The sequence below is a fragment of the Siminovitchia acidinfaciens genome (assembly GCF_003605385.1).
Classification (GTDB): Bacteria; Bacillota; Bacilli; order Bacillales; family Bacillaceae_C; genus Siminovitchia; species Siminovitchia acidinfaciens.
Genome location: NZ_QYTV02000003.1, coordinates 1 through 18752, shown reverse-complemented (window position 1 = coordinate 18752; position 18752 = coordinate 1). Strand labels below are relative to the sequence as shown.

The following is an 18752-nucleotide window of genomic DNA, read 5'->3' as shown; positions in this document are numbered from 1 at the left end:
ATAGCTATCAAGCATCTGATTGTTTTGAAATTGGGACTCTTTCATACACCGTCTCAATTTGTCTCATTTTTTCTCATGATTATAAATTGAATTTCTTTAACTTCCTATAAAATGTGCTCCTTGATATATTAAGTTTTGCAGCAGCTTTCGTTACATTTCCTTCTGAGGTAAGCAGGGCATCCATCATCTTTGCCTTTTCAATCTGCTCCCTGTATGTCATGGCTTCCTGCTGTTTTGATTTGTTCAGGCCATTGGGATTCGTTATCGGATTTATGAGCGATTTCATTTCTTCCAATATAGGAGACCTGTTTTCAAACTCAATTCGAAGACGGTCAAGAACGTTTTGAAGCTCCCTTATGTTTCCCGGCCATTGGTAAGCCTGTAAAAATTCCACCACTTCCGGAAGCAAGGTCACATTCCACTGATACTTTCTGCGATAATGATAGATAAAAGTTGGTATGTCTTCTGGACGGTCTCTTAAAGGAGGCAATTGGATCGGATAGACATATATCCTATAAAAGAAATCCTCCCTCATGTCTCCATTTCTCACTAATTCGGTTAAGTCATTATGAGTAGCAGTAATGATTCTTACATCCACTGGGAAAGGTTTAGTCCCCCCGATAGGCACGACCTGTTTTTCTTCTAGGACTCTGAGCAGTGCCACTTGCATTTCCTGTGATATTTCAGCAATTTCATCCAAAAATAGCGTTCCGCTATTTGCCTGCTGGAATTTTCCTTGATGCCCTTTACGTTTAGCTCCGGTAAAAGCTCCGCTGACATAGCCAAACAATTCACTGGAAATCAAATCCTTGGGAATAGTACCACAATTCACTGCCACAAACGGTCCGTCTTTCCTCGCGCTGTTCAAATGAATGGAACGGGCCATTACTTCCTTTCCTGTTCCCGTTTCTCCATTGATATGAACAGTGATATTTGTTCTGGATGCCCTTTCGGCCTGAAGCAGTACCATTTGGAAGCTTTCACTATTTCCATATACGCCATCAAATTGAAAATCCGGGTTCCGAGAAACCATTTTTGCTCTATCTGTCAGCTCCACCTTTTTCAATGAGATTTTATACCCTAGCAAATCGGATGATGTTGGAGAGTATATTGGCTGCTTTTCAACCACAGTGTAATTTTCATTCAAGAAGGCCTTTAAGTCCATTGAATGCCAGCTTTTAATTTCCTTTTGCAAATGGACGCTTGACCAAATGATCTCCTCTTTAATATTGCAAACGAGTGTAAGTGCATCTTGGGGGTTAGTAAGGGAGGCACATTGCATCAATTCAAGTTCTTTGTCTTTTGCTATATTGACCAGCTTCTGTTCGATTGCGTAAGCTGCGGATGCAACAGCCGGGAGCATGTGTTCATGGATGCCATGTTCCAATGGATAAGAGATGTTCAACACACCTGCAATCTGTCCATCTTCGTTGAGGATTGGTGAAGAAGCGCACCCCCATGACTGGGAAGCGACTGCATAATGTTCGGCTCCTATGACAGTAATCGGCTCCTTTGTCCGAAGCGCTGTTCCAACAGCATTTGTCCCTACCTCTTTCTCGGTCCACTTCACGCCTTCAATAAAGTTAATCGCACCTGCTCTTTCCAATGCCGTTGGATCGCCATTCATATAAAGCACATAACCATCTGAATCCACGAGTAAAAATAGTGATTTTGTATGAGCGAAAAATTTCTGGAGCTTTTTCATCAAAGGGAGAGCAGCACGCAACAATTGGCCATTGGCATTTTTTCGTTGAAGAAACTGGTTTTGCTGCAGAACCTCTACACCTTTTCCATTGTAAGGATTAACTCCATCCCGACGACAAATATACCAAGACTCCGAAATTCTTTTATTCATCCTGCTTTCATCAAGAACACCTTCCTGAACAAACCGGCTCCATACAGAGTTTTTTAGAGAGTCTTGCACCTCCAGCACCCGTTAGCTCCCGCCTTTCTTCATAATTTTTAATGGATATAAAAATGATTTCGCTATAAACGATAAAATTCCTGTCACTTATTTAATAATGGATGAAAAGTAGGGTCCTAACTTTTTACCGGTTTAAGGAAGAAATAACTTCTATAATTTAACGTTGACATTTTTCCATCTCATATGGATGATAGAGTATGGTAGAAATTTATAGAAATGAGGTAAAGTCATGTTGACGAATGCTGTCATAATTAGTGTCATCGTGATGGTTGCGTTAAGTCTCCTTCGAGTGAACGTCTTGTTCGCAATCATTATTGCCGCCCTGACTGCAGGCCTCGTATCAGGGATGAATTTCTCTGATTCTGTGAGTCTGATGATTTCAGGAATGGGCGGACAAGCCAATACAGCCCTCAGTTATATCTTGCTGGGAATATTTGCTGTAATGATTGGTTTATCTGGGATTACTCAGCTTCTTGTTAATAAGATGCTGAAGGTATTTAGTGGAAAGAAAACAGCGCTCGCCTTATCAATAGCAGGAATCGCTTGTTTGTCCCAAAATGTCATACCTGTCCACATTGCATTCATCCCTATTTTAATTCCCCCGCTTCTAGGGCTGTTTGACCGTCTCAAATTGGATAGAAGAGCCGTTGCAACTGCTTTGACATTTGGACTGAAAGCCCCTTATATCTTGATTCCCGCGGGATTCGGATTAATTTTTAAAGGGATCATCCAAGACGAAATGGTTTCCAATAATATGAGCATCACACTGAACGAAGTGAATCTGGCCATGTTGATCCCTGGAGCAGGTATGATTGTTGGTTTATTTATTGCTATTTTCATCTCTTACAGAAAAGAACGGGTCTCCAAGCCTGCAGGACAACAAGAATTCGCAGAATTGGATATGGCTGAAGGCATAACAGATGAGCCAAGCCCTGCAGCATGGAAAACTGGCCATACATTTACCGTCATTGCCATTGTTGCGGCATTAGTTGTTCAGCTTACTTCTGAGTCTCTTGTATTAGGTGCATTGACAGGTATCATTATTCTATTCATCACTAAAGTTGTTAAATTTCACGATGGAGATAAGGTTGTCCAAGAAGGTATCGGCATGATGGGCATGATTGCATTTGTTATGCTTGTTGCATCAGGCTATGCGACCGTATTGAAAGAAACAGGATCAGTCACTGAACTGGTGGAGAAAACGACAGGAGTTGTAGGCAACTCTCCAATGCTGCTTGCATTCTTTATGCTGCTTCTCGGATTGATCATTACGATGGGAATCGGTTCATCTTTCGGCACGATTCCGATTTTGGCTGCACTTTATGTTCCTCTTTGCGCGGCAGCTGGATTGTCCCCGCTTGCAACGGCTGCACTGATTGGAACTGCCGGAGCACTCGGTGATGCAGGATCCCCGGCATCCGACAGCACACTTGGACCTACTTCCGGTCTGAATGCAGACGGACGCCACCACCATATTTGGGATACTTGTGTACCAACATTCCTTCACTATAATATTCCACTGTTCATTTTTGGATTGATTGCTGCGTTCGTGCTTTAATTAGCTAATGTGCTAAACGATCATTTTAAGACGGATTTGAATATTATATGGTAGCAACTTAGGAATTTTTTCATTTCCCAACCACGAAAAAGCGGCTGCATCATTTTATGCGGCCGCTTTTTTCTTTAAGGTTAATCTTACACCCAATCTCTTCAACCTGATGTAACCGTTTTGGATGAAGACTACAAATGACGAGCATCTCTCCACTCACCTTTGTCGTTTAGAGCCACAGATCCCGGTTATCAATCATACCTAAGAAAACATCTCGTTCCCCCTCAAACTGATTGATAAAACAAGCCCCATTGCTTTTAATATTTTAGGTAATTCCCACAAGCAAATTGTTGTTGACATTCACTTGAAAATATTGTTATATTGAATAGTTACTGTTTTAATGAATAGTTATAGAAAGTGGGGATTGTTGTGCAGCCTGATCAGAAAAGAAAAATGTTTATTTTAATGATCAATATGTTTATTGCCATTGGAAGCTTCGGGATTATCATTCCAATTCTACCTGCCTATTTGATGTCCATAGGCCAGGGCGGTACAGCCGCCGGATTAATGATCGCCATTTTTGCAGGTGCGCAGTTTATCATGTCCCCTATTGCAGGCAAATGGACGGACCAATATGGCAGAAGAAAAATGATTATCTATGGATTGAGTGGATTAGCACTTTCCATGTTCATCTTCTACTTTTCTCATTCAATTGGTGTTTTATATTTTTCCCGTGTAATCGGAGGTATTGGAGCCGCATTGTTGATACCTGCCATTTTCGCCTATGTGGCTGACATCACAACGATAGAACAGCGTGCCAAGGGGAACAGCTACATCTCCGCTGCCATGTCTCTCGGCATTGTAGTCGGTCCCGGCGTTGGAGGATTTCTGGCAGATTTTGGACTAAAGATGCCATTGCTTGTTTCTGCCATCGTAGGTGTCGCTGCCGTAGTATTCTCGGTCATTGTTTTAAAAGAAAGCAAAGAGGGGGGGTTTCAGCCTGCTGAAGCTACATCCGACCCCATGGTAAAAAAATTGGCCCAGTCCGTGTATAAGCCTTATTTTATTCCATTAATCATCGTCCTTGTCATGAGCTTCGGATTGATGGCATACGAATCGATTATCGGGCTTTATCTCGACAACGCTTTTGGTGCGACGCCTCAGGAAATTGCGGTCATGGTAACTGTGTCGGGGGTAATCAGTGTCATCGTTCAGCTGTTTGTCGTCGATCGCCTTGTTTCTTTTTTAGGTGAAGGCAAAGTGATGAATATCTTTTTAGCTATTACAGCTGCCGGATTTTTATTCTCAACCTTCGCTTCAAGCTATGTTCTTTTTTTCATCGTCACACTGATCATTTTCATGGCAACTTCCATTTTAAGACCTGTTCTGAACACGCTCATCTCCAAGTTAGCCGGAAATGAACAGGGGTTTGCTATGGGAATGAACAATGCCTATATGAGTATTGGCAACGTCCTTGGACCGCTCACCGCGGGTCTGATTTATGATATTCACATGATTTATCCTTTCTTGCTTGGTTTAATTGTTCTTGTATTAACGATGATTGTTTCAATTTCCTGGCAAAAAAGACAACGACTGACAAAAAAGGCAACAATCATATAAAAAGCATTATTAGCTGAAATAACTCGATTGATCTAGTTATTTCAGCTTATTTTTTTGGACCCCCCCTGCCATTCTACCTATTTTCCGAATATTTTAAATCATGTCTTTGTTCTCTACTTAAAACTTTTATCCTGTGATATTTTATATATACCTAAGTTAATAGGTAAAAATCCATACCAGAAAATGGAGGGTAAAAATGAGAAAAAACTCTAAAATTGTTTTGAGTTGTATGATGGCCACGGGCTTGATCTTCGCTCCTGCAGCTGCTGCACAGGAAGGACCGCCAAATCAACAGGCTGCACAGGCTTTTGACAACAAAGTTGTTAAAAAGATCGACAAAGAGAGAATTTATCAGCACGTATACGATTTATCGGTGGATATTGGGATTCGTGTAGCCGGTACAGAAGGAGAAATGGCTGCAGTTAAATACATAGCTGATCAATACCGTTCACTGGGCTTGGAAGTTGAAATTCAGCCGTTTGAATTGCAGACATATCAAAACCCAACATCAGTATCAGTAAGCATTCAGGGTTCTAACCTTGCACTTTCACCACGGGTTTTCTCATATTCCCCTTCTACAGCTGCTGAAGGAATTACAGGGGAAGTAGTATACGCCGGTTTAGGCGGTGTTGAAGACTTCGAGAAGGTTGATGTAAATGGAAAAATTGCCCTAATCGAACGCGGTACCCATACCTTTGTTCAAAAAGTGGAAAATGCAGCTGCTGCAGGAGCAATAGCAGTTGTTATGTATAACAATACATCCGGAATATTAAGCTCCAGCCTATCAGGTGCCGGAAAGGTTGTCCCAACTGTCGGACTGACTAGGGATGAAGGGCTATCCATAAAGAGCCTTCTTGATGATGGTCAATCCGTCGAAGCAACTGTAAAAGTAATTGGAGGCGGATTAAGTACAAGGACTTCACACAACGTTATTGCAACGAAGAAAGCCCATAAAAATCATGACACTGGACAAATCATTTATGTCGGCTCGCACCATGATTCCGTTCCAGGAGCGCCTGGTGCAAGTGACAATGCTTCAGGTGTCAGCGTAAACCTTGAAATTGCTCGTGTAATCAGCGACATGCCCACAGATACTGAAATCCGCTTCTTGACTTTCGGTGCTGAAGAATTGGGATTGTTGGGGTCCCGCCATTATGTTTCTACGTTAACGGAAGACGAAAAGGACCGCTCTGTCGGGATGTTCAACTTTGATATGGTGGGTAGCAAAAACGCTGGAGATATGATCATGTTCACTGTGGACGGCAAGCGTAATGTCATCACTGACACTGCAGCCTCTGCAAGTGTCAGGGTGTCCAAGCCGCTTACTTACGGACAAGTTGGCCGAAGTGACCATCAGTCATTCCATGATGCTGGAATCCCAGCTGCAGTATACAGCTATGCACCCCTTGAGCCGCAATACCACCAGCCAACAGATACTATTGAGCACATCAGTAAAGAAAAAATGGAAAACATGGCTCGAATAGTCACAGCCGCTGTCTATCAAATCGCACGCAAGGATACACCGGCACTTGAAAAATCGAGAGTGGCTCCGCAACCTGTAGAACCTGAGTTTGAAAACAGGCCTTTGTAATAGGAGATTGAAAAACCCACGAAATTGCTTTTCGTGGGTTTTTCGGGGTACTCTTTGAATCGCGGAGATACTCTTGGAGGGTCAGGAAATACTCTGCAGTTTCCGCAAATACTCGCCAAAAAAGAAATTACTCTTCAATTTTCAGTAGTACTGCCCGAAAACATAACAGAATCTCCGGCTTTCCAAAACACCATCCTAATTCGGATTCTATTCTCCATTTAGTAATACAGTACATTCACTTTGCTGCACTTCGTACAGGTTTCAAAATATTCATTTCCGCTGAATTGATGATCGCATGCCTGCTGAATTTTCCCTGCCTGTATTTTTAACACTTTGATGCGAAGTTCCAGCTGCTTAATTTCCTCTTTTATTTTTTCTACACTCATTTAATAACCTCCAGAGAAAATCATTGATAGATTTTGCTTCCGGCTTGCTTGAATTCAGCCGCTTTTTCCTTCATTCCTTTTTCAATGGCCTCATCCGTTTCGAGATCATTCTCTTCGGCATATCTTCGGATATCATGCGAAATTCTCATGCTGCAAAATTTTGGTCCGCACATGGAACAGAAATGAGCAGTCTTTGCCGCATCAGCCGGCAAGGTTTCGTCATGATATTCCATAGCACGTTCCGGGTCCAATGATAAATTGAACTGGTCTTCCCAACGAAATTCAAAACGGGCTTTTGATAGTGCATCATCTCTCACTTGAGCGCCTGGATGGCCTTTTGCCAAGTCAGCGGCATGTGCGGCAATTTTATAAGTAATGACTCCCTCACGTACGTCGTCTTTATTAGGCAGCCCTAAATGTTCTTTCGGTGTAACATAGCAGAGCATGGCCGTTCCAAACCAGCCGATCATCGCTGCACCGATTGCAGAAGTGATATGATCATAGCCTGGAGCAATATCTGTCGTCAGGGGGCCTAGAGTATAAAATGGCGCCTCATGACATGCCTTCAACTGCCTGTCCATATTTTCCTTGATCAAATGCATCGGCACATGCCCAGGTCCCTCAATCATCACCTGAACATCGTGCTTCCATGCAATCTTTGTGAGCTCTCCCAGCGTTTCCAGTTCAGCAAATTGGGCCTCATCATTGGCATCTGCAATCGACCCGGGACGCAAACCATCTCCTAAAGAAAAAGCGATATCATATGCCTTCATTATTTCACAGATTTCTTCAAAGTGCGTATACAGGAAGCTTTCTTTATGATGATACAAGCACCATTGCGCCATGATTGAGCCGCCCCGTGAAACTATACCTGTTACACGTTTAGCCGTCAATGGAACATACCTCAATAGTACACCCGCATGGATGGTAAAATAATCGACACCCTGCTCCGCCTGCTCAATCAACGTATCGCGGTAAACCTCCCACGTGAGGGCCTCAGCAACCCCATTCACCTTTTCCAGCGCCTGATATATAGGAACAGTACCTATCGGTACCGGGGAGTTCCTGATGATCCATTCCCGGGTAGTATGTATGTTTTTACCTGTAGACAAATCCATGATCGTGTCTGCACCCCACCGGGTGGCCCAAGTCATTTTTTCCACCTCTTCGTCAATGGAGGAAGTGACAGCGGAGTTCCCAATATTCGCATTTATCTTAACGTGGAAATTTCGTCCGATGATCATAGGCTCCGCTTCGGGATGGTTAATGTTTGAAGGTATGATCGCACGTCCGCTGGCAACTTCATCGCGCACAAACTCCGGCTTTAAATTTTCCCTTATGGCGATAAATTCCATTTCGGGTGTGATTAACCCCTTTCTGGCATAATGCAGCTGTGTGACATTCCTGCCTTTTTTTGCTCGAAGCGGTTTCCGCTTTAGCCTGGGAAAAACATTTTTGTCTGCACGTGGATCAGTGCTCATTTTAAAACCATTGTCCTCAGGCTTTAACTCACGTCCAGCATATTCTTCCACGTCCCCGCGTTCTTGGATCCACCCGCTTCGAAGTGCAGGAAGCCCCTTTGTTATGTCTACAAAATAGTCTGAGTCCGTGTACGGGCCGCTAGTATCATATACACGAACCGGCGCGTTGGCCTCCGCTCTAACTTCCATCTTTGTTGGATGTAATTCGATTTCCCGCATAGGAACTTTGATGTCGTACCTGGAACCTTCCACATATACTTTTTTGCTTCCCGGAAAATTGGACATGATAGCAATACTCTTCTGATCTTTCATTGACATAGACATAAAAAAACCTCTCCTTCACTTTTTGATGGAAGGACGAGACCTGATTTTTTGGCAGCATTTTTGGGTCGTATTAAACATTAAAAGCCGGGTCCAAAAAATGCATGGATGGACCCGGCTTAAGTGTCATGTTAATAAGTACACTGCTAACTTCCCTACGCTGGCATTAACCAGATCAGGTCCAAAGGGTCAAGAAACTTCATCGTGCTTCCTCTCTCAGCCCAACTCATTGGGCTCCCCTAGTTATCGCTATTCGATTTGAAGTGAGTATACAAGACATGTTATAAAAACACAAGTAGTATTTTTAAAAATGAATCTTTTAGCCTAAAAAACCCGATTACAATATATCTGCCCATATTTTAAGAGCTGTAGCAAATATCAATATAGCTAGAATGACTTGCAATATTTTTGTATTCACTTTTTTACCTGCCATCGCGCCGAGCGGTGAGGCAATCAGACTGGCAATGATCATAATGAATGCCGGAAAATAATCCACTTGACCTGTGGTAACTTTGCCTACAGTCGCTCCGATTGAGGAAATGAAAGTAATGGCCAAAGAGGAGGCAATCGTCATGCGTGTTGGTATTTTCAATACGACAAGCATGATGGGTACAAGCAAAAACGCTCCTGCTGCTCCAACGATGCCGGCTCCCAAACCAACAATCAATGCCAGCAAAGCTGCCAGCCATTTATTAAATTTCACTTGGTCAAATGGTATATCATCAATCCCTTTTTTGGGAACAAACATCATAACCGCAGCTATCAAGGCCAAAATCCCATAAATTAAGTTAATTCCACCCTCAGACATCATTTTGGATCCGTATCCTCCGATAAAGCTCCCAATCAAAATGCTGACTCCCATATATCCAATCAATGTTTTATTTAAATAGCCGCCCTTCCGGTATGCCCAAACACCACCAATTGTTGCAAAGAACACTTGCACGGCACTGATACCGGAAACCTCGTGAGCACTGAAGGCCGCCAGGCCGAATAATGGAGGGATATATAAAAGCATTGGATATTTGATGATGGAACCGCCAATTCCAAGCATTCCGGAAATATAGGAGCCGATAAAGCCTATAAAAAAAATGACAATTATAAATGTAATGTCCATCGCTCAACCTCCCTTTAAAAATACACTGGCAGCATCAGGGCCTCCGTCAAAGGGACCTTGAGTCTCTGCCGCCTAAACAGAAAAAATCAGTTCATGCGCATTCTTTTGGAAAAAGGGAACCTTTCCGGTTCCCTTTTTTATCACGCTTTTTGAATCCAAAATTTAAATACGCCATTTTCTTCTTCATCTTTCAACAATGCATGACCCCCGGATTTGGCCCATGCTGTCAAGTCACTCTTCGAGCCTTTATCAGTCGCATGAACTTCCAGCACTTGACCGGATTCCATATCATTCATCGCCTTTTTCACTCTTACAATCGGCATTGGACATGCCAGCCCTTTTGCATCTAAAAATTTTGTTGCTTCCATTTTCAGTTCCTCCTAATATTTTATTATCTTACCGCACAGCGGTTTGGTCCTATTTCCATTTCACGCTGTTTGTCAAGATCAGGATTGATTATTCCCATGTTCGTTTCACGGATCTCCTGATACGCATTTGGCTGTGGCGGCAGATTTTCAGTTACAAGCTTTCTGAACTCTTCTTCACTTTCAATGTTCAATCCATGGTTTTCGGCAAACAGGGTTCCTAATTTTTCAGAAACACTGCCGTCCTCATTCAATTCATCCATAATCATGAAATGAGCCGGTAAAACAATTAATTCATCTGAGAGCTTTTTATAACGGGAATACAATGTTTCCCGCAAATCTCCTACCCAGTCTTCTGCCAAACCGGCTAGGTCAGGCCTTCCAATCGAATCAACAAATAGAATATCGCCTGAAAGCAAGTATTTCTCGTCTACAATGAACGATGTTGATCCAATCGTATGCCCAGGTGAATAAAGTGCATGAATATCAATTGCAGTATCACCGATAGTAATCACATTTCCATCTTCCAGTGGTTCAAATGCAAAGGTAACTTCTCCTGCATCTTTCGGAGGTAGCCAATATGAGGCGTGTGTCTGCTCTGCGATTTTTCTGCCTCCTGAAATATGATCCGCGTGAAGGTGAGTGTCAAGAACGTGGGTAATCTTCGCATTTTTGCTTTGTGCAAATTCAGTAAACACATCTGTCATACGTGTCGCATCGATCACTGCCGCTTCCCCATTGGAAATGACCATGTATGACAGGCAGCCTTTCCCGATCCGGACAAACTGATAGATTTCACCGCCATCATCGAGATCTCCTATTTTTACAGGCTCCAAATGTTCGCTCCAAGCCTTCATTCCACCTTGAAGATATGAAACATCCAAACCTTCTTCAGCCAGCATTTCAGCCACCATCACAGATGAGCCTTCTTTTGCACAGACCACCAGCACTTCTTTATCATTCGGAAGTTTATCTAAAATCCCCTCCACACCGTCAAGCAGTTCAAAGTATGGGATGTTCAGGTATTCCAAATTCTTTCCTTCAATTTTCCAATCTTGGAAGTCAGTTTCATTCCGGACATCTAAGATGAACATTTTTTCATTATTGAAGATTTTTTTTGTTACTTCTTTTGAGGAAATAGCTTTAACCATTCAACTTACCCCCCTAGGTATAATCTTATTTAAAAAAATATTATTGTTTCAAGGCCATCATAATGCTGTTTGGATCGAACCCAATTACCCATTGTCCATTGATTTCGGTCTGTGGAACACCCATTTGTCCTGTTTTATTGATTAACTCTTGCATTTTTTCTGGATCACTTTCAACATTTACTTCATTAAAAGGAATTTCTCTTTCCATTAGAAAGTTTTTCAGCATGACGCAGTATGGACATCTAGTTGTAGTATAGACAGTTACTGACATTACCTTTTACCTCCTTAATTTATTCCTTCAGTTTTACCCGACCATTCACTCATACCTGGAATAACATTGAACACTTTTTCAAAGCCTTTTTCAGTAAGTTTTTGAGCGGCCAGGTCGCTTCTGTTGCCAGTACGGCATACGACGAAGATTTCCTGCTCTTTTCCTAATTCATTCGATCTTTCATCCAATTCTCCCATTGGGATGGAGACAGCACCTGAAATATGATTAAACGTATATTCTGCCGCTTCTCTGACATCCAACACAACAATGCTGTCATCAGACTCTATTTTATCCATCAGTTCATTATTTGAGATGACGTGGGGATAATTTTTCTCCGTTGTTTCATCATCGGAAGACTTTCTTAGAAAATGTTTTAATATGTCGGCTTCTTCCAAAGTCCCCAAGTATTGATGGCCTGTGCTCTCAGCCCATGCTTTAAGATCGGCTTTAGACCCTTTATCAGTTGCCTGAACCTCAAGGACCTTCCCGGGCTCCAATTCATTCATCGCTTTTTTTGTTTTAACAATCGGCATCGGACAGGCTAAACCTTTTGCATCCAAAATGACATCTGCTTTCAAATTCATGCTTTTGCCTCCATTCGTTATTCTATATTTCCTTCCCAATCAAGCATACCGCCTGCCATATTAACAGCTTTGTATCCTTGGTTCTCCAGAAATTGTGTTGCTCGGCCGCTTCTTCCGCCTGAACGGCAAACCATGATATACTCCTTGGATTTATCAAGCTCATTCATTTTAAATTCAATCAATCCCAATGGTATATGGATAGCTTCAGGGATTTTCCCTGCTGCCACTTCATCCGCTTCGCGTACATCAATAATATTTAACTTTTCACCTTGTTCAAGTCTTTGCTCCACTTCTTTTGCAGTGATTTCTTTCATTAATTTTTCCCCCTTATGAAAAGTAGTTTCTATGACCAAGCACTTATGCCGCCTCGTACATTTAGGACATTCGTAAATCCCTTCTTCTTTAAAATCCTGCAGGCCTTTTGGCTTCTCATGCCGCTTTGGCAAATCACAATGATCTCTTTATCTTTTGAGAGCTTGGTGTCAGCAAACTGCGCCAAAGTATGAAGAGGGATATTTTGAAATCCTTTTATATGGTTCGCTTTATATTCCGCCGGCGTTCGTACATCAACAAACTGTTTGCTGCTGTCCTTCAATATTGCTTTCATTTCACTTGCTGAAAGCTGACGAACTCCTCTAGCCGGAAGGGTTCGTTGGACAATAAATACAATCAAGAGCGCGAAGACAATAAGTTTCATATATTCCATTTTTCTTCATATCCTTCAGTTAAATAAACAGATTGACATGGCCAATTTCCGCATCAGCAAGGTATGCGGCCACACCAGCATACTCGATTCCATCCAAGAGCTCCTCTTGATGCAGGCCTAGCAAATCCATTGTCATTGTGCAGGCCACAAGCTTAATGTCCTGCTCCTGTGCCATTTCAATCAACTGAGGGAGTGGGATGGCATTATGCTTTTTCATGATATCTTTGATCATCTTGGGGCCCATACCGGCGAAGTTCATTTTCGATAGTCCCATCCGATCTGCTCCTCTCGGCATCATTTTGCCGAACATTTTTTCCATGAAGCCTTTCTTCACTTGAATGTCTTCATCTTTCCTTAGAGCATTTAGTCCCCAAAATGTGTGGAAAATTGTTACCTCGTGGTCATATGCTGCTGCACCGTTGGCGATAATATACGCAGCCATCGCTTTATCGTAATCACCGCTGAACAAAACAATCGTTGTTTTTTTCTTTTCACTCATTGTTTTTCCTCCAACCCTCCATACCCATTAGGGTATTATTTTAGTCATAAAAAAATTACCTCTACCCCTACGGGTATTATATTATTAAATAAAAGAGTATGTCAACTCTTTTTTATTAACGACTTTTCACCAGTAAATTTACTGCTTCTTTCACCAATTCTTCTGTATTTCCACTTCCGGACTCATTTGCTTTTTGCACGCACTCGACTAGGTTAGAACTTACTACCACTCCAATTGTGCGGTCGATCGCTGTTCTGGCTGCCGACAATTGAGTAATTACATCTTTACAGTCTTTTCCTTCTTCCATCATTCTTAATATTCCTCTAAGCTGCCCTTCGATCCGCTTTACTCTGTTTTTCATTTGATCATCGTAATTCATTTGGTTTACCTCCTTTATTATTTTCCATGCTTATCGTACTTTTCTTTCTCAAACAAAGCTCTTTTTCTCAGGTATTGAATAACTGCATACATGGAAACCTTTTTCACGCAAGACCCTAGCTCCCATATTTTTCTCCACTTTATTTGACGCGATAATATGAAGGTTATCACGTGGAATCTCTTGATGATACCTTTTTAAATAGGCTACTGGAATATTCAACGCACCAGTAATTGGAGTTTTATATGATTCATTGAAGTCCCTTAAATCAATAACCGTCTTATTCTCCGGTTTCTCGCCAACAGGCTCAATCCCCGCTACTGGAATATATCTTCTATAAATAAAGACAGCCGCCGCTGCCGCGATTAATGTCATTAAGATCATATAAACTATCTTCCCCCTTACCAGTTATCATTATATACCCCGAAGGGTATGTTGTCAACTAAAAAATGTTAAAGCCTGCTTATATTAAAGCAGGCTCATCTTTATACTTTAAGATGCAACATTTTCCTGACCAACCGTTGACGGCTTGCTGGTAAAATAACCTGCAATAAAGTAAAGCGCTGCCAGGCCGGCAACGATTACAGCAATTGTGTTACTTACATCATTCCATACATTCGCCAACCCCAAAAAAGCCGGTATTGTACAAGTAATCCATGCCATTACAAAGGTTACTTTACCGACGTATCGTGCTATATCCATATTTTTTGCCAAAACTAAATAGAACAAAAACCATAAATATGACCAAAAAAGCCAGATGATGCCGAACTTAATATCTGATGAATGAAAGAAACTGACATAAGAAAATCCAAGCGCCAGTACTGCTACCCAAAGACAATACCATCCCAATCCGCTTGTTTCAAGACCAAACCAGTTTGTCAGCCCTACATACAAATATGTGAATCCAAAGAGAAAAATGCCGGCTGCTCCGAATATTTCCTGTTGATTGCCATCTGCTTTAATTATTAAATATATAGGTGTAATTACCTGGAGCAGACCAACAAATACGTTAAATACCGATGCACTTTTTCCATCAATCCTTCCTAACAGCATTAATGAATTGATAAATAAAACCCCGCCCACATAAAGAAGCCCGACATTAGACAATTGATGCCCCTCCTTTTTCAAAGTGTTTTTCTCTCCATTGGCTCCGGAAACGGGATTAATAATAATCTTTTTAGAAAAAGGAAAGTCATGGAACACCTCCTGTCCAACTATTTTGAATATTATATTAAATGAAAAATATTGTCAATCATATTTGCTTGAAAAACAAATACCCTTTACAATTAAATAGTATGAAACCCTTGCGGGGAAAACGCTCTTTATGAGGAGGGACCTATATGAAGAATGAATTGCAATATTTGGGGGAGACCATATTAAAAAACAAAGGTTTCATCGCTCAAGAAATTCATGAAAAAAGATTTGCCGAGGTCTCAATGACATCATCAGAACAAAAGGCATTCCAACAAATAGAACAGCAGATCATCAAAATTCGCGCAGATTTTGTTGCACTTTTCGGAGAAGCCCTAGTTGATTCATCAGACATTCATAAGGCTAATGATAAGGTGCGTATATGGGGAGAAAAAACCGGCCAATACATATTCGGTCTTGGTGTTCCTTTGGATGAAGCCCTTAAAGATACAAGCTATTACAGAAGTGGTATCTGGCAACACCTTAAAGAAGAAGTAATGAAGAACAATTTGTCTGCCAGAATAGTTTTCGAACTTATATCAATCATTGATCCGCTTATGGATAAGGCTGTACATGATTTCAGCCTTACGTATGTTAAAGAGTTTCAAAGATCGCTCGAGAGTGCCAAAACATCTTTTCTAGAATTATCAGTGCCTGTTGTTCCCCTCGTTCCAGGCGTAGGTGTCCTGCCACTGATTGGGAATATGGATACAGAAAGGGCACACCTTCTAATGGAAGAAACTTTAAAGCAGGCTGGAAAGCTGGAATTAACCCATCTTGTCCTAGACATATCTGGAGTGCTTATCGTCGATACGATGGTTGCAGATCAACTTTTCAAGGTGATTGGTGCCTTGTCCCTGATTGGTGTCAAAACCATCATTACTGGAATACGTCCGGAAGTCGCGCAAACTATTGTAACTCTGGGGCTTGACTTAAATCATATAACAGTAAAAGCAAACCTGCATCAGGCGTTCAAGGAAATTCAATTAATAAAAAATTTATAGACCTAAATCAAAGACATAAAAAAAGTACCAAAAGGCAATCATTGCTTTTGGTACTGCATTATTTCTGTTTATCGTTGAAATAATTCTGAATGTAGTATTGCTCCTCTACCCTGCTTTTCACGGTAACTTCTTCGCCATCATACTGACCATAAGGCTTTGAGATAAGGCTTATCAGGAATTTTGCTTCATCACCGATATGCTCAAAGTTCCCTTCCAACCACCTGTTTAAAATGCTTTCGTATGAATAGCCTTTTCCATTTTTGTTTCTTGAAATATCAATCGATTCAAGCTTGTATATTAAAAAATATATATTGCCTTTTGTCATTTGAATCCGATGTAGGGATCCAGAGGCTACTCCAGCCGGTAGGTTCTCCCCGGGTATATTCACCTTTTGCATGGACATCTCTATCATTCTAGTGATTAAGGTCAGTTCATCAGCTACTTCACCAACTTCATTTTCTGCTGCTGCTTTTTCGTCCTTAGTCGCTATATACTCAATCGGTTTCGCAATTTCCAGACTCAATTCCTTTTCTTTACTTGTAATTGCACCTATTTGATTATCGCTTGATGCAAAGACAAAATACAGGCCTAAAGGAATCGTAACCAGTCCGGCTATACTGAACGCGAAATTCTTTCTCATTAAGTTTTCCTCCAGTTGCAATCTTCATCATTGAGGCCTCCAGAAACTCTGGACGGTCCTTATTGAAAGTAATTCTGAATAAGGGCTCATGAAGTTAAGGTCACGGTTGTTAACCGCTTTTTAGAACCGTATATCGTTAATACGGAAGGGCTAACTTCTTATGTGACTACTACGGTAAAAAACAATTACCAGGAATTGCCTAAAGATACCCTGTTTTTTTGCTGGTAAGGTCATGGTGATCTATCTAGGCTAGCGATATTCGTTTAGCATTTGATAAATAGAGACTTATTAGTCAGCCTCATCTTCCTTATTTGATAATCCGAGGCAAAAAGAAAAGCGCAGGCACAGAATCTCTCCTTGCACAGAATAAAAGTAATTTGCGCTTTTCCATAAAAAAGATAAAGGACTTTCAACCAGTCGTTGAAAGTCCTTTTTGATACCTGAGGTGGGATTCGAACCCACAAGCCCGTGAAGGCATTGGATTTTGAGTCCAACGTGTATGCCAGTTCCACCACTCAGGCATGGAATAAAGATGGAGGCGGCAACCGGATTCGAACCGGTGGTAAGGGTGTTGCAGACCCGTGCCTTACCACTTGGCTATGCCGCCAAATTTGGAGCGGAAGACGGGGTTCGAACCCGCGACCCCCACCTTGGCAAGGTGGTGTTCTACCACTGAACTACTTCCGCATACTGGGCTAGCTGGATTCGAACCAACGAATGACGGAGTCAAAGTCCGTTGCCTTACCGCTTGGCTATAGCCCATTGAAATATAATTAAATTATACTACATTTACAATGGGGCGACTAGTGGGAATCGAACCCACGATGTCGGAGCCACAATCCGATGCGTTAACCACTTCGCCATAGCCGCCACGATTGGCAGGGGCAGTAGGAATCGAACCCACACTAGAGGTTTTGGAGACCTCTGTTCTACCGTTAAACTATGCCCCTATAAATGGTGGTGGGGGACGGATTCGAACCGCCGAACCCTGAGGGAGCGGATTTACAGTCCGCCGCGTTTAGCCACTTCGCTACCCCACCACAGCTAATATTTCAAATGGTGGCTCAGGACGGAATCGAACCGCCGACACAAGGATTTTCAGTCCTTTGCTCTACCGACTGAGCTACTGAGCCGTTTAACTAAATAAAATGGCGGTCCCGACGGGAATCGAACCCGCGATCTCCTGCGTGACAGGCAGGCATGTTAACCGCTACACCACGGGACCTTATGAATATTACATCCTAAGATGTTATGTAGAAAAATTGCGGGGGCAGGATTTGAACCTGCGACCTTCGGGTTATGAGCCCGACGAGCTGCCGAACTGCTCCACCCCGCGATAATAAAAGTTGGTGACCCCTACGGGATTCGAACCCGTGTTACCGCCGTGAAAGGGCGGTGTCTTAACCGCTTGACCAAGGGGCCATTATGATATGGCGGAGAGCAAGGGATTTGAACCCTTGAGACGGCGGTAGCCGCCTACACGATTTCCAATCGTGCTCCTTCGGCCAGCTCGGACAGCTCTCCAATGGCTCCGCAGGTAGGATTCGAACCTACGACCGATCGGTTAACAGCCGATAGCTCTACCACTGAGCTACTGCGGAAAAATTAAAACCTTTCGCCTGGCGACGTCCTGCTCTCACAAGGGGAAGCCCCTCACTACCATCGGCGCTGAAGAGCTTAACTTCCGTGTTCGGGATGGGAACGGGTGTGACCTCTTCGCTATCGCCACCAGACATTTTTCAACAACATCTTTTATTATACTTACTTTTATGTAATTTTCAAGAGAAATTTTTCATTCCCTCAAAACCAGATAAGAGAAGATACCGAAAATCATTGTTCATATTAAGATTAAGTCCTCGATCGATTAGTATCCGTCAGCTCCATGTGTCGCCACACTTCCACACCGGACCTATCTACCTGATCGTCTTTCAGGGATCTTACCTGCCTGGCAAGCCAGGCAATGGGAAATCTCATCTTGA

General features: G+C 42.2%; 19 protein-coding genes, 13 tRNA genes, 2 rRNA genes and 1 riboswitch. Of the genes, 4 read left to right on the top strand and 30 right to left on the bottom strand.

Annotation, left to right across the window (positions count from 1 at the left end; all coding sequences use genetic code 11):
* Positions 1-79 precede the first annotated feature (79 nt).
* The gene (locus D4T97_RS07450; protein ID WP_235872183.1) at positions 80-1933 is read right to left on the bottom strand and encodes a sigma-54-dependent Fis family transcriptional regulator; all 1854 of its coding nucleotides are present in this window, start codon (positions 1931-1933) and stop codon (positions 80-82) included.
* A gap of 220 nt (positions 1934-2153) precedes the next feature.
* Here D4T97_RS07450 and D4T97_RS07445 point away from each other — a divergent pair, with 220 nt between their 5' ends.
* The 3 genes from D4T97_RS07445 (at position 2154) to D4T97_RS07435 (ending at position 6684) form a co-directional block, all read left to right on the top strand.
* Positions 2154-3482: a Na+/H+ antiporter family protein gene (locus D4T97_RS07445; RefSeq protein WP_126049254.1), complete on the top strand. Its 1329-nt coding sequence runs from the start codon at positions 2154-2156 to the stop codon at positions 3480-3482.
* Positions 3483-3902: 420 nt separating this feature from the next.
* Positions 3903-5093, top strand: a complete 1191-nt coding sequence (locus D4T97_RS07440; RefSeq protein WP_126050208.1) for an MFS transporter — start codon at positions 3903-3905, stop codon at positions 5091-5093.
* A gap of 196 nt (positions 5094-5289) precedes the next feature.
* Complete coding sequence (locus D4T97_RS07435) at positions 5290-6684, top strand: M28 family peptidase (protein WP_126049252.1); 1395 nt, start codon at positions 5290-5292, stop codon at positions 6682-6684.
* A 218-nt stretch (positions 6685-6902) separates the two neighbouring features.
* Here D4T97_RS07435 and D4T97_RS07430 read toward each other — a convergent pair whose 3' ends face one another.
* The 13 genes from D4T97_RS07430 to D4T97_RS07370 form a co-directional block, all read right to left on the bottom strand.
* Positions 6903-7070 carry a serine protease gene (locus D4T97_RS07430; protein WP_126049250.1) on the bottom strand — a complete coding sequence of 56 codons (168 nt, stop codon included), beginning with the start codon at positions 7068-7070 and terminating at the stop codon, positions 6903-6905.
* Positions 7071-7090: 20 nt separating this feature from the next.
* Positions 7091-8875 (bottom strand): phosphomethylpyrimidine synthase ThiC, encoded by a 1785-nt coding sequence (gene thiC / locus D4T97_RS07425; protein ID WP_126049248.1) that lies wholly within the window; start codon positions 8873-8875, stop codon positions 7091-7093.
* Positions 8876-9007: 132 nt separating this feature from the next.
* Positions 9008-9123, bottom strand: a riboswitch (TPP riboswitch).
* Between the two features lie 86 nt (positions 9124-9209).
* Positions 9210-9986: a sulfite exporter TauE/SafE family protein gene (locus D4T97_RS07420; protein WP_126049246.1), complete on the bottom strand. Its 777-nt coding sequence runs from the start codon at positions 9984-9986 to the stop codon at positions 9210-9212.
* 140 nt (positions 9987-10126) lie between these two features.
* Entirely contained in the window at positions 10127-10354 is a 228-nt protein-coding gene (locus tag D4T97_RS07415) for a sulfurtransferase TusA family protein (RefSeq protein WP_126049244.1), read from the bottom strand.
* Positions 10355-10377: 23 nt separating this feature from the next.
* The gene (locus tag D4T97_RS07410) at positions 10378-11502 is read right to left on the bottom strand and encodes an MBL fold metallo-hydrolase (RefSeq protein WP_126049242.1); all 1125 of its coding nucleotides are present in this window, start codon (positions 11500-11502) and stop codon (positions 10378-10380) included.
* A gap of 40 nt (positions 11503-11542) precedes the next feature.
* Positions 11543-11773: a glutaredoxin family protein gene (locus D4T97_RS07405; protein WP_126049240.1), complete on the bottom strand. Its 231-nt coding sequence runs from the start codon at positions 11771-11773 to the stop codon at positions 11543-11545.
* Positions 11774-11787: 14 nt separating this feature from the next.
* A complete protein-coding gene (locus tag D4T97_RS07400; protein ID WP_126049238.1) occupies positions 11788-12357 on the bottom strand; it encodes a sulfurtransferase TusA family protein in 570 nt (189 codons plus the stop codon).
* A 17-nt stretch (positions 12358-12374) separates the two neighbouring features.
* A complete protein-coding gene (locus D4T97_RS07395; protein ID WP_126049236.1) occupies positions 12375-12671 on the bottom strand; it encodes a rhodanese-like domain-containing protein in 297 nt (98 codons plus the stop codon).
* A gap of 29 nt (positions 12672-12700) precedes the next feature.
* Positions 12701-13063, bottom strand: a complete 363-nt coding sequence (locus D4T97_RS07390) for a rhodanese-like domain-containing protein (RefSeq protein WP_126049234.1) — start codon at positions 13061-13063, stop codon at positions 12701-12703.
* A 19-nt stretch (positions 13064-13082) separates the two neighbouring features.
* Positions 13083-13562: a DsrE/DsrF/DrsH-like family protein gene (locus D4T97_RS07385; RefSeq protein WP_126049232.1), complete on the bottom strand. Its 480-nt coding sequence runs from the start codon at positions 13560-13562 to the stop codon at positions 13083-13085.
* A 115-nt stretch (positions 13563-13677) separates the two neighbouring features.
* Complete coding sequence (locus tag D4T97_RS07380) at positions 13678-13941, bottom strand: metal-sensitive transcriptional regulator (protein ID WP_126049230.1); 264 nt, start codon at positions 13939-13941, stop codon at positions 13678-13680.
* A 48-nt stretch (positions 13942-13989) separates the two neighbouring features.
* On the bottom strand, positions 13990-14322 hold the full coding sequence (locus D4T97_RS07375) for a rhodanese-like domain-containing protein (RefSeq protein ID WP_126049227.1): 333 nt from the start codon (positions 14320-14322) through the stop codon (positions 13990-13992).
* A 108-nt stretch (positions 14323-14430) separates the two neighbouring features.
* Positions 14431-15045, bottom strand: a complete 615-nt coding sequence (locus tag D4T97_RS07370) for an AmiS/UreI family transporter (RefSeq protein ID WP_126049225.1) — start codon at positions 15043-15045, stop codon at positions 14431-14433.
* A 233-nt stretch (positions 15046-15278) separates the two neighbouring features.
* On the opposite strand from D4T97_RS07370, the gene D4T97_RS07365 reads away from it, so the two are divergent.
* Positions 15279-16133, top strand: a complete 855-nt coding sequence (locus tag D4T97_RS07365; RefSeq protein WP_126049223.1) for an STAS domain-containing protein — start codon at positions 15279-15281, stop codon at positions 16131-16133.
* Between the two features lie 58 nt (positions 16134-16191).
* Here D4T97_RS07365 and D4T97_RS07360 read toward each other — a convergent pair whose 3' ends face one another.
* The 16 genes from D4T97_RS07360 to D4T97_RS07285 form a co-directional block, all read right to left on the bottom strand.
* The gene (locus tag D4T97_RS07360) at positions 16192-16773 is read right to left on the bottom strand and encodes a DUF6241 domain-containing protein (RefSeq protein ID WP_126049221.1); all 582 of its coding nucleotides are present in this window, start codon (positions 16771-16773) and stop codon (positions 16192-16194) included.
* 437 nt (positions 16774-17210) lie between these two features.
* Positions 17211-17294: transfer RNA gene (locus tag D4T97_RS07355), tRNA-Leu, on the bottom strand.
* Positions 17295-17306: 12 nt separating this feature from the next.
* Positions 17307-17380: transfer RNA gene (locus tag D4T97_RS07350), tRNA-Cys, on the bottom strand.
* Between the two features lie 5 nt (positions 17381-17385).
* Positions 17386-17460: transfer RNA gene (locus tag D4T97_RS07345), tRNA-Gly, on the bottom strand.
* A gap of 3 nt (positions 17461-17463) precedes the next feature.
* Positions 17464-17535, bottom strand: a tRNA-Gln gene (locus D4T97_RS07340).
* Between the two features lie 33 nt (positions 17536-17568).
* Positions 17569-17643: transfer RNA gene (locus D4T97_RS07335), tRNA-His, on the bottom strand.
* 6 nt (positions 17644-17649) lie between these two features.
* Positions 17650-17723 (bottom strand) — tRNA-Trp (locus D4T97_RS07330).
* A gap of 5 nt (positions 17724-17728) precedes the next feature.
* Positions 17729-17813: transfer RNA gene (locus D4T97_RS07325), tRNA-Tyr, on the bottom strand.
* A 17-nt stretch (positions 17814-17830) separates the two neighbouring features.
* A tRNA-Phe gene (locus D4T97_RS07320) sits at positions 17831-17906 on the bottom strand.
* A 16-nt stretch (positions 17907-17922) separates the two neighbouring features.
* Positions 17923-17998 (bottom strand) — tRNA-Asp (locus tag D4T97_RS07315).
* A gap of 37 nt (positions 17999-18035) precedes the next feature.
* Positions 18036-18109, bottom strand: a tRNA-Met gene (locus tag D4T97_RS07310).
* 11 nt (positions 18110-18120) lie between these two features.
* Positions 18121-18195 (bottom strand) — tRNA-Glu (locus D4T97_RS07305).
* Positions 18196-18204: 9 nt separating this feature from the next.
* Positions 18205-18297: transfer RNA gene (locus tag D4T97_RS07300), tRNA-Ser, on the bottom strand.
* A 2-nt stretch (positions 18298-18299) separates the two neighbouring features.
* Positions 18300-18374: transfer RNA gene (locus D4T97_RS07295), tRNA-Asn, on the bottom strand.
* Between the two features lie 16 nt (positions 18375-18390).
* Positions 18391-18506, bottom strand: a 5S ribosomal RNA gene (rrf, locus tag D4T97_RS07290).
* Between the two features lie 111 nt (positions 18507-18617).
* Positions 18618-18752: ribosomal RNA gene (locus tag D4T97_RS07285) — 23S ribosomal RNA — on the bottom strand; the annotation flags it as partial.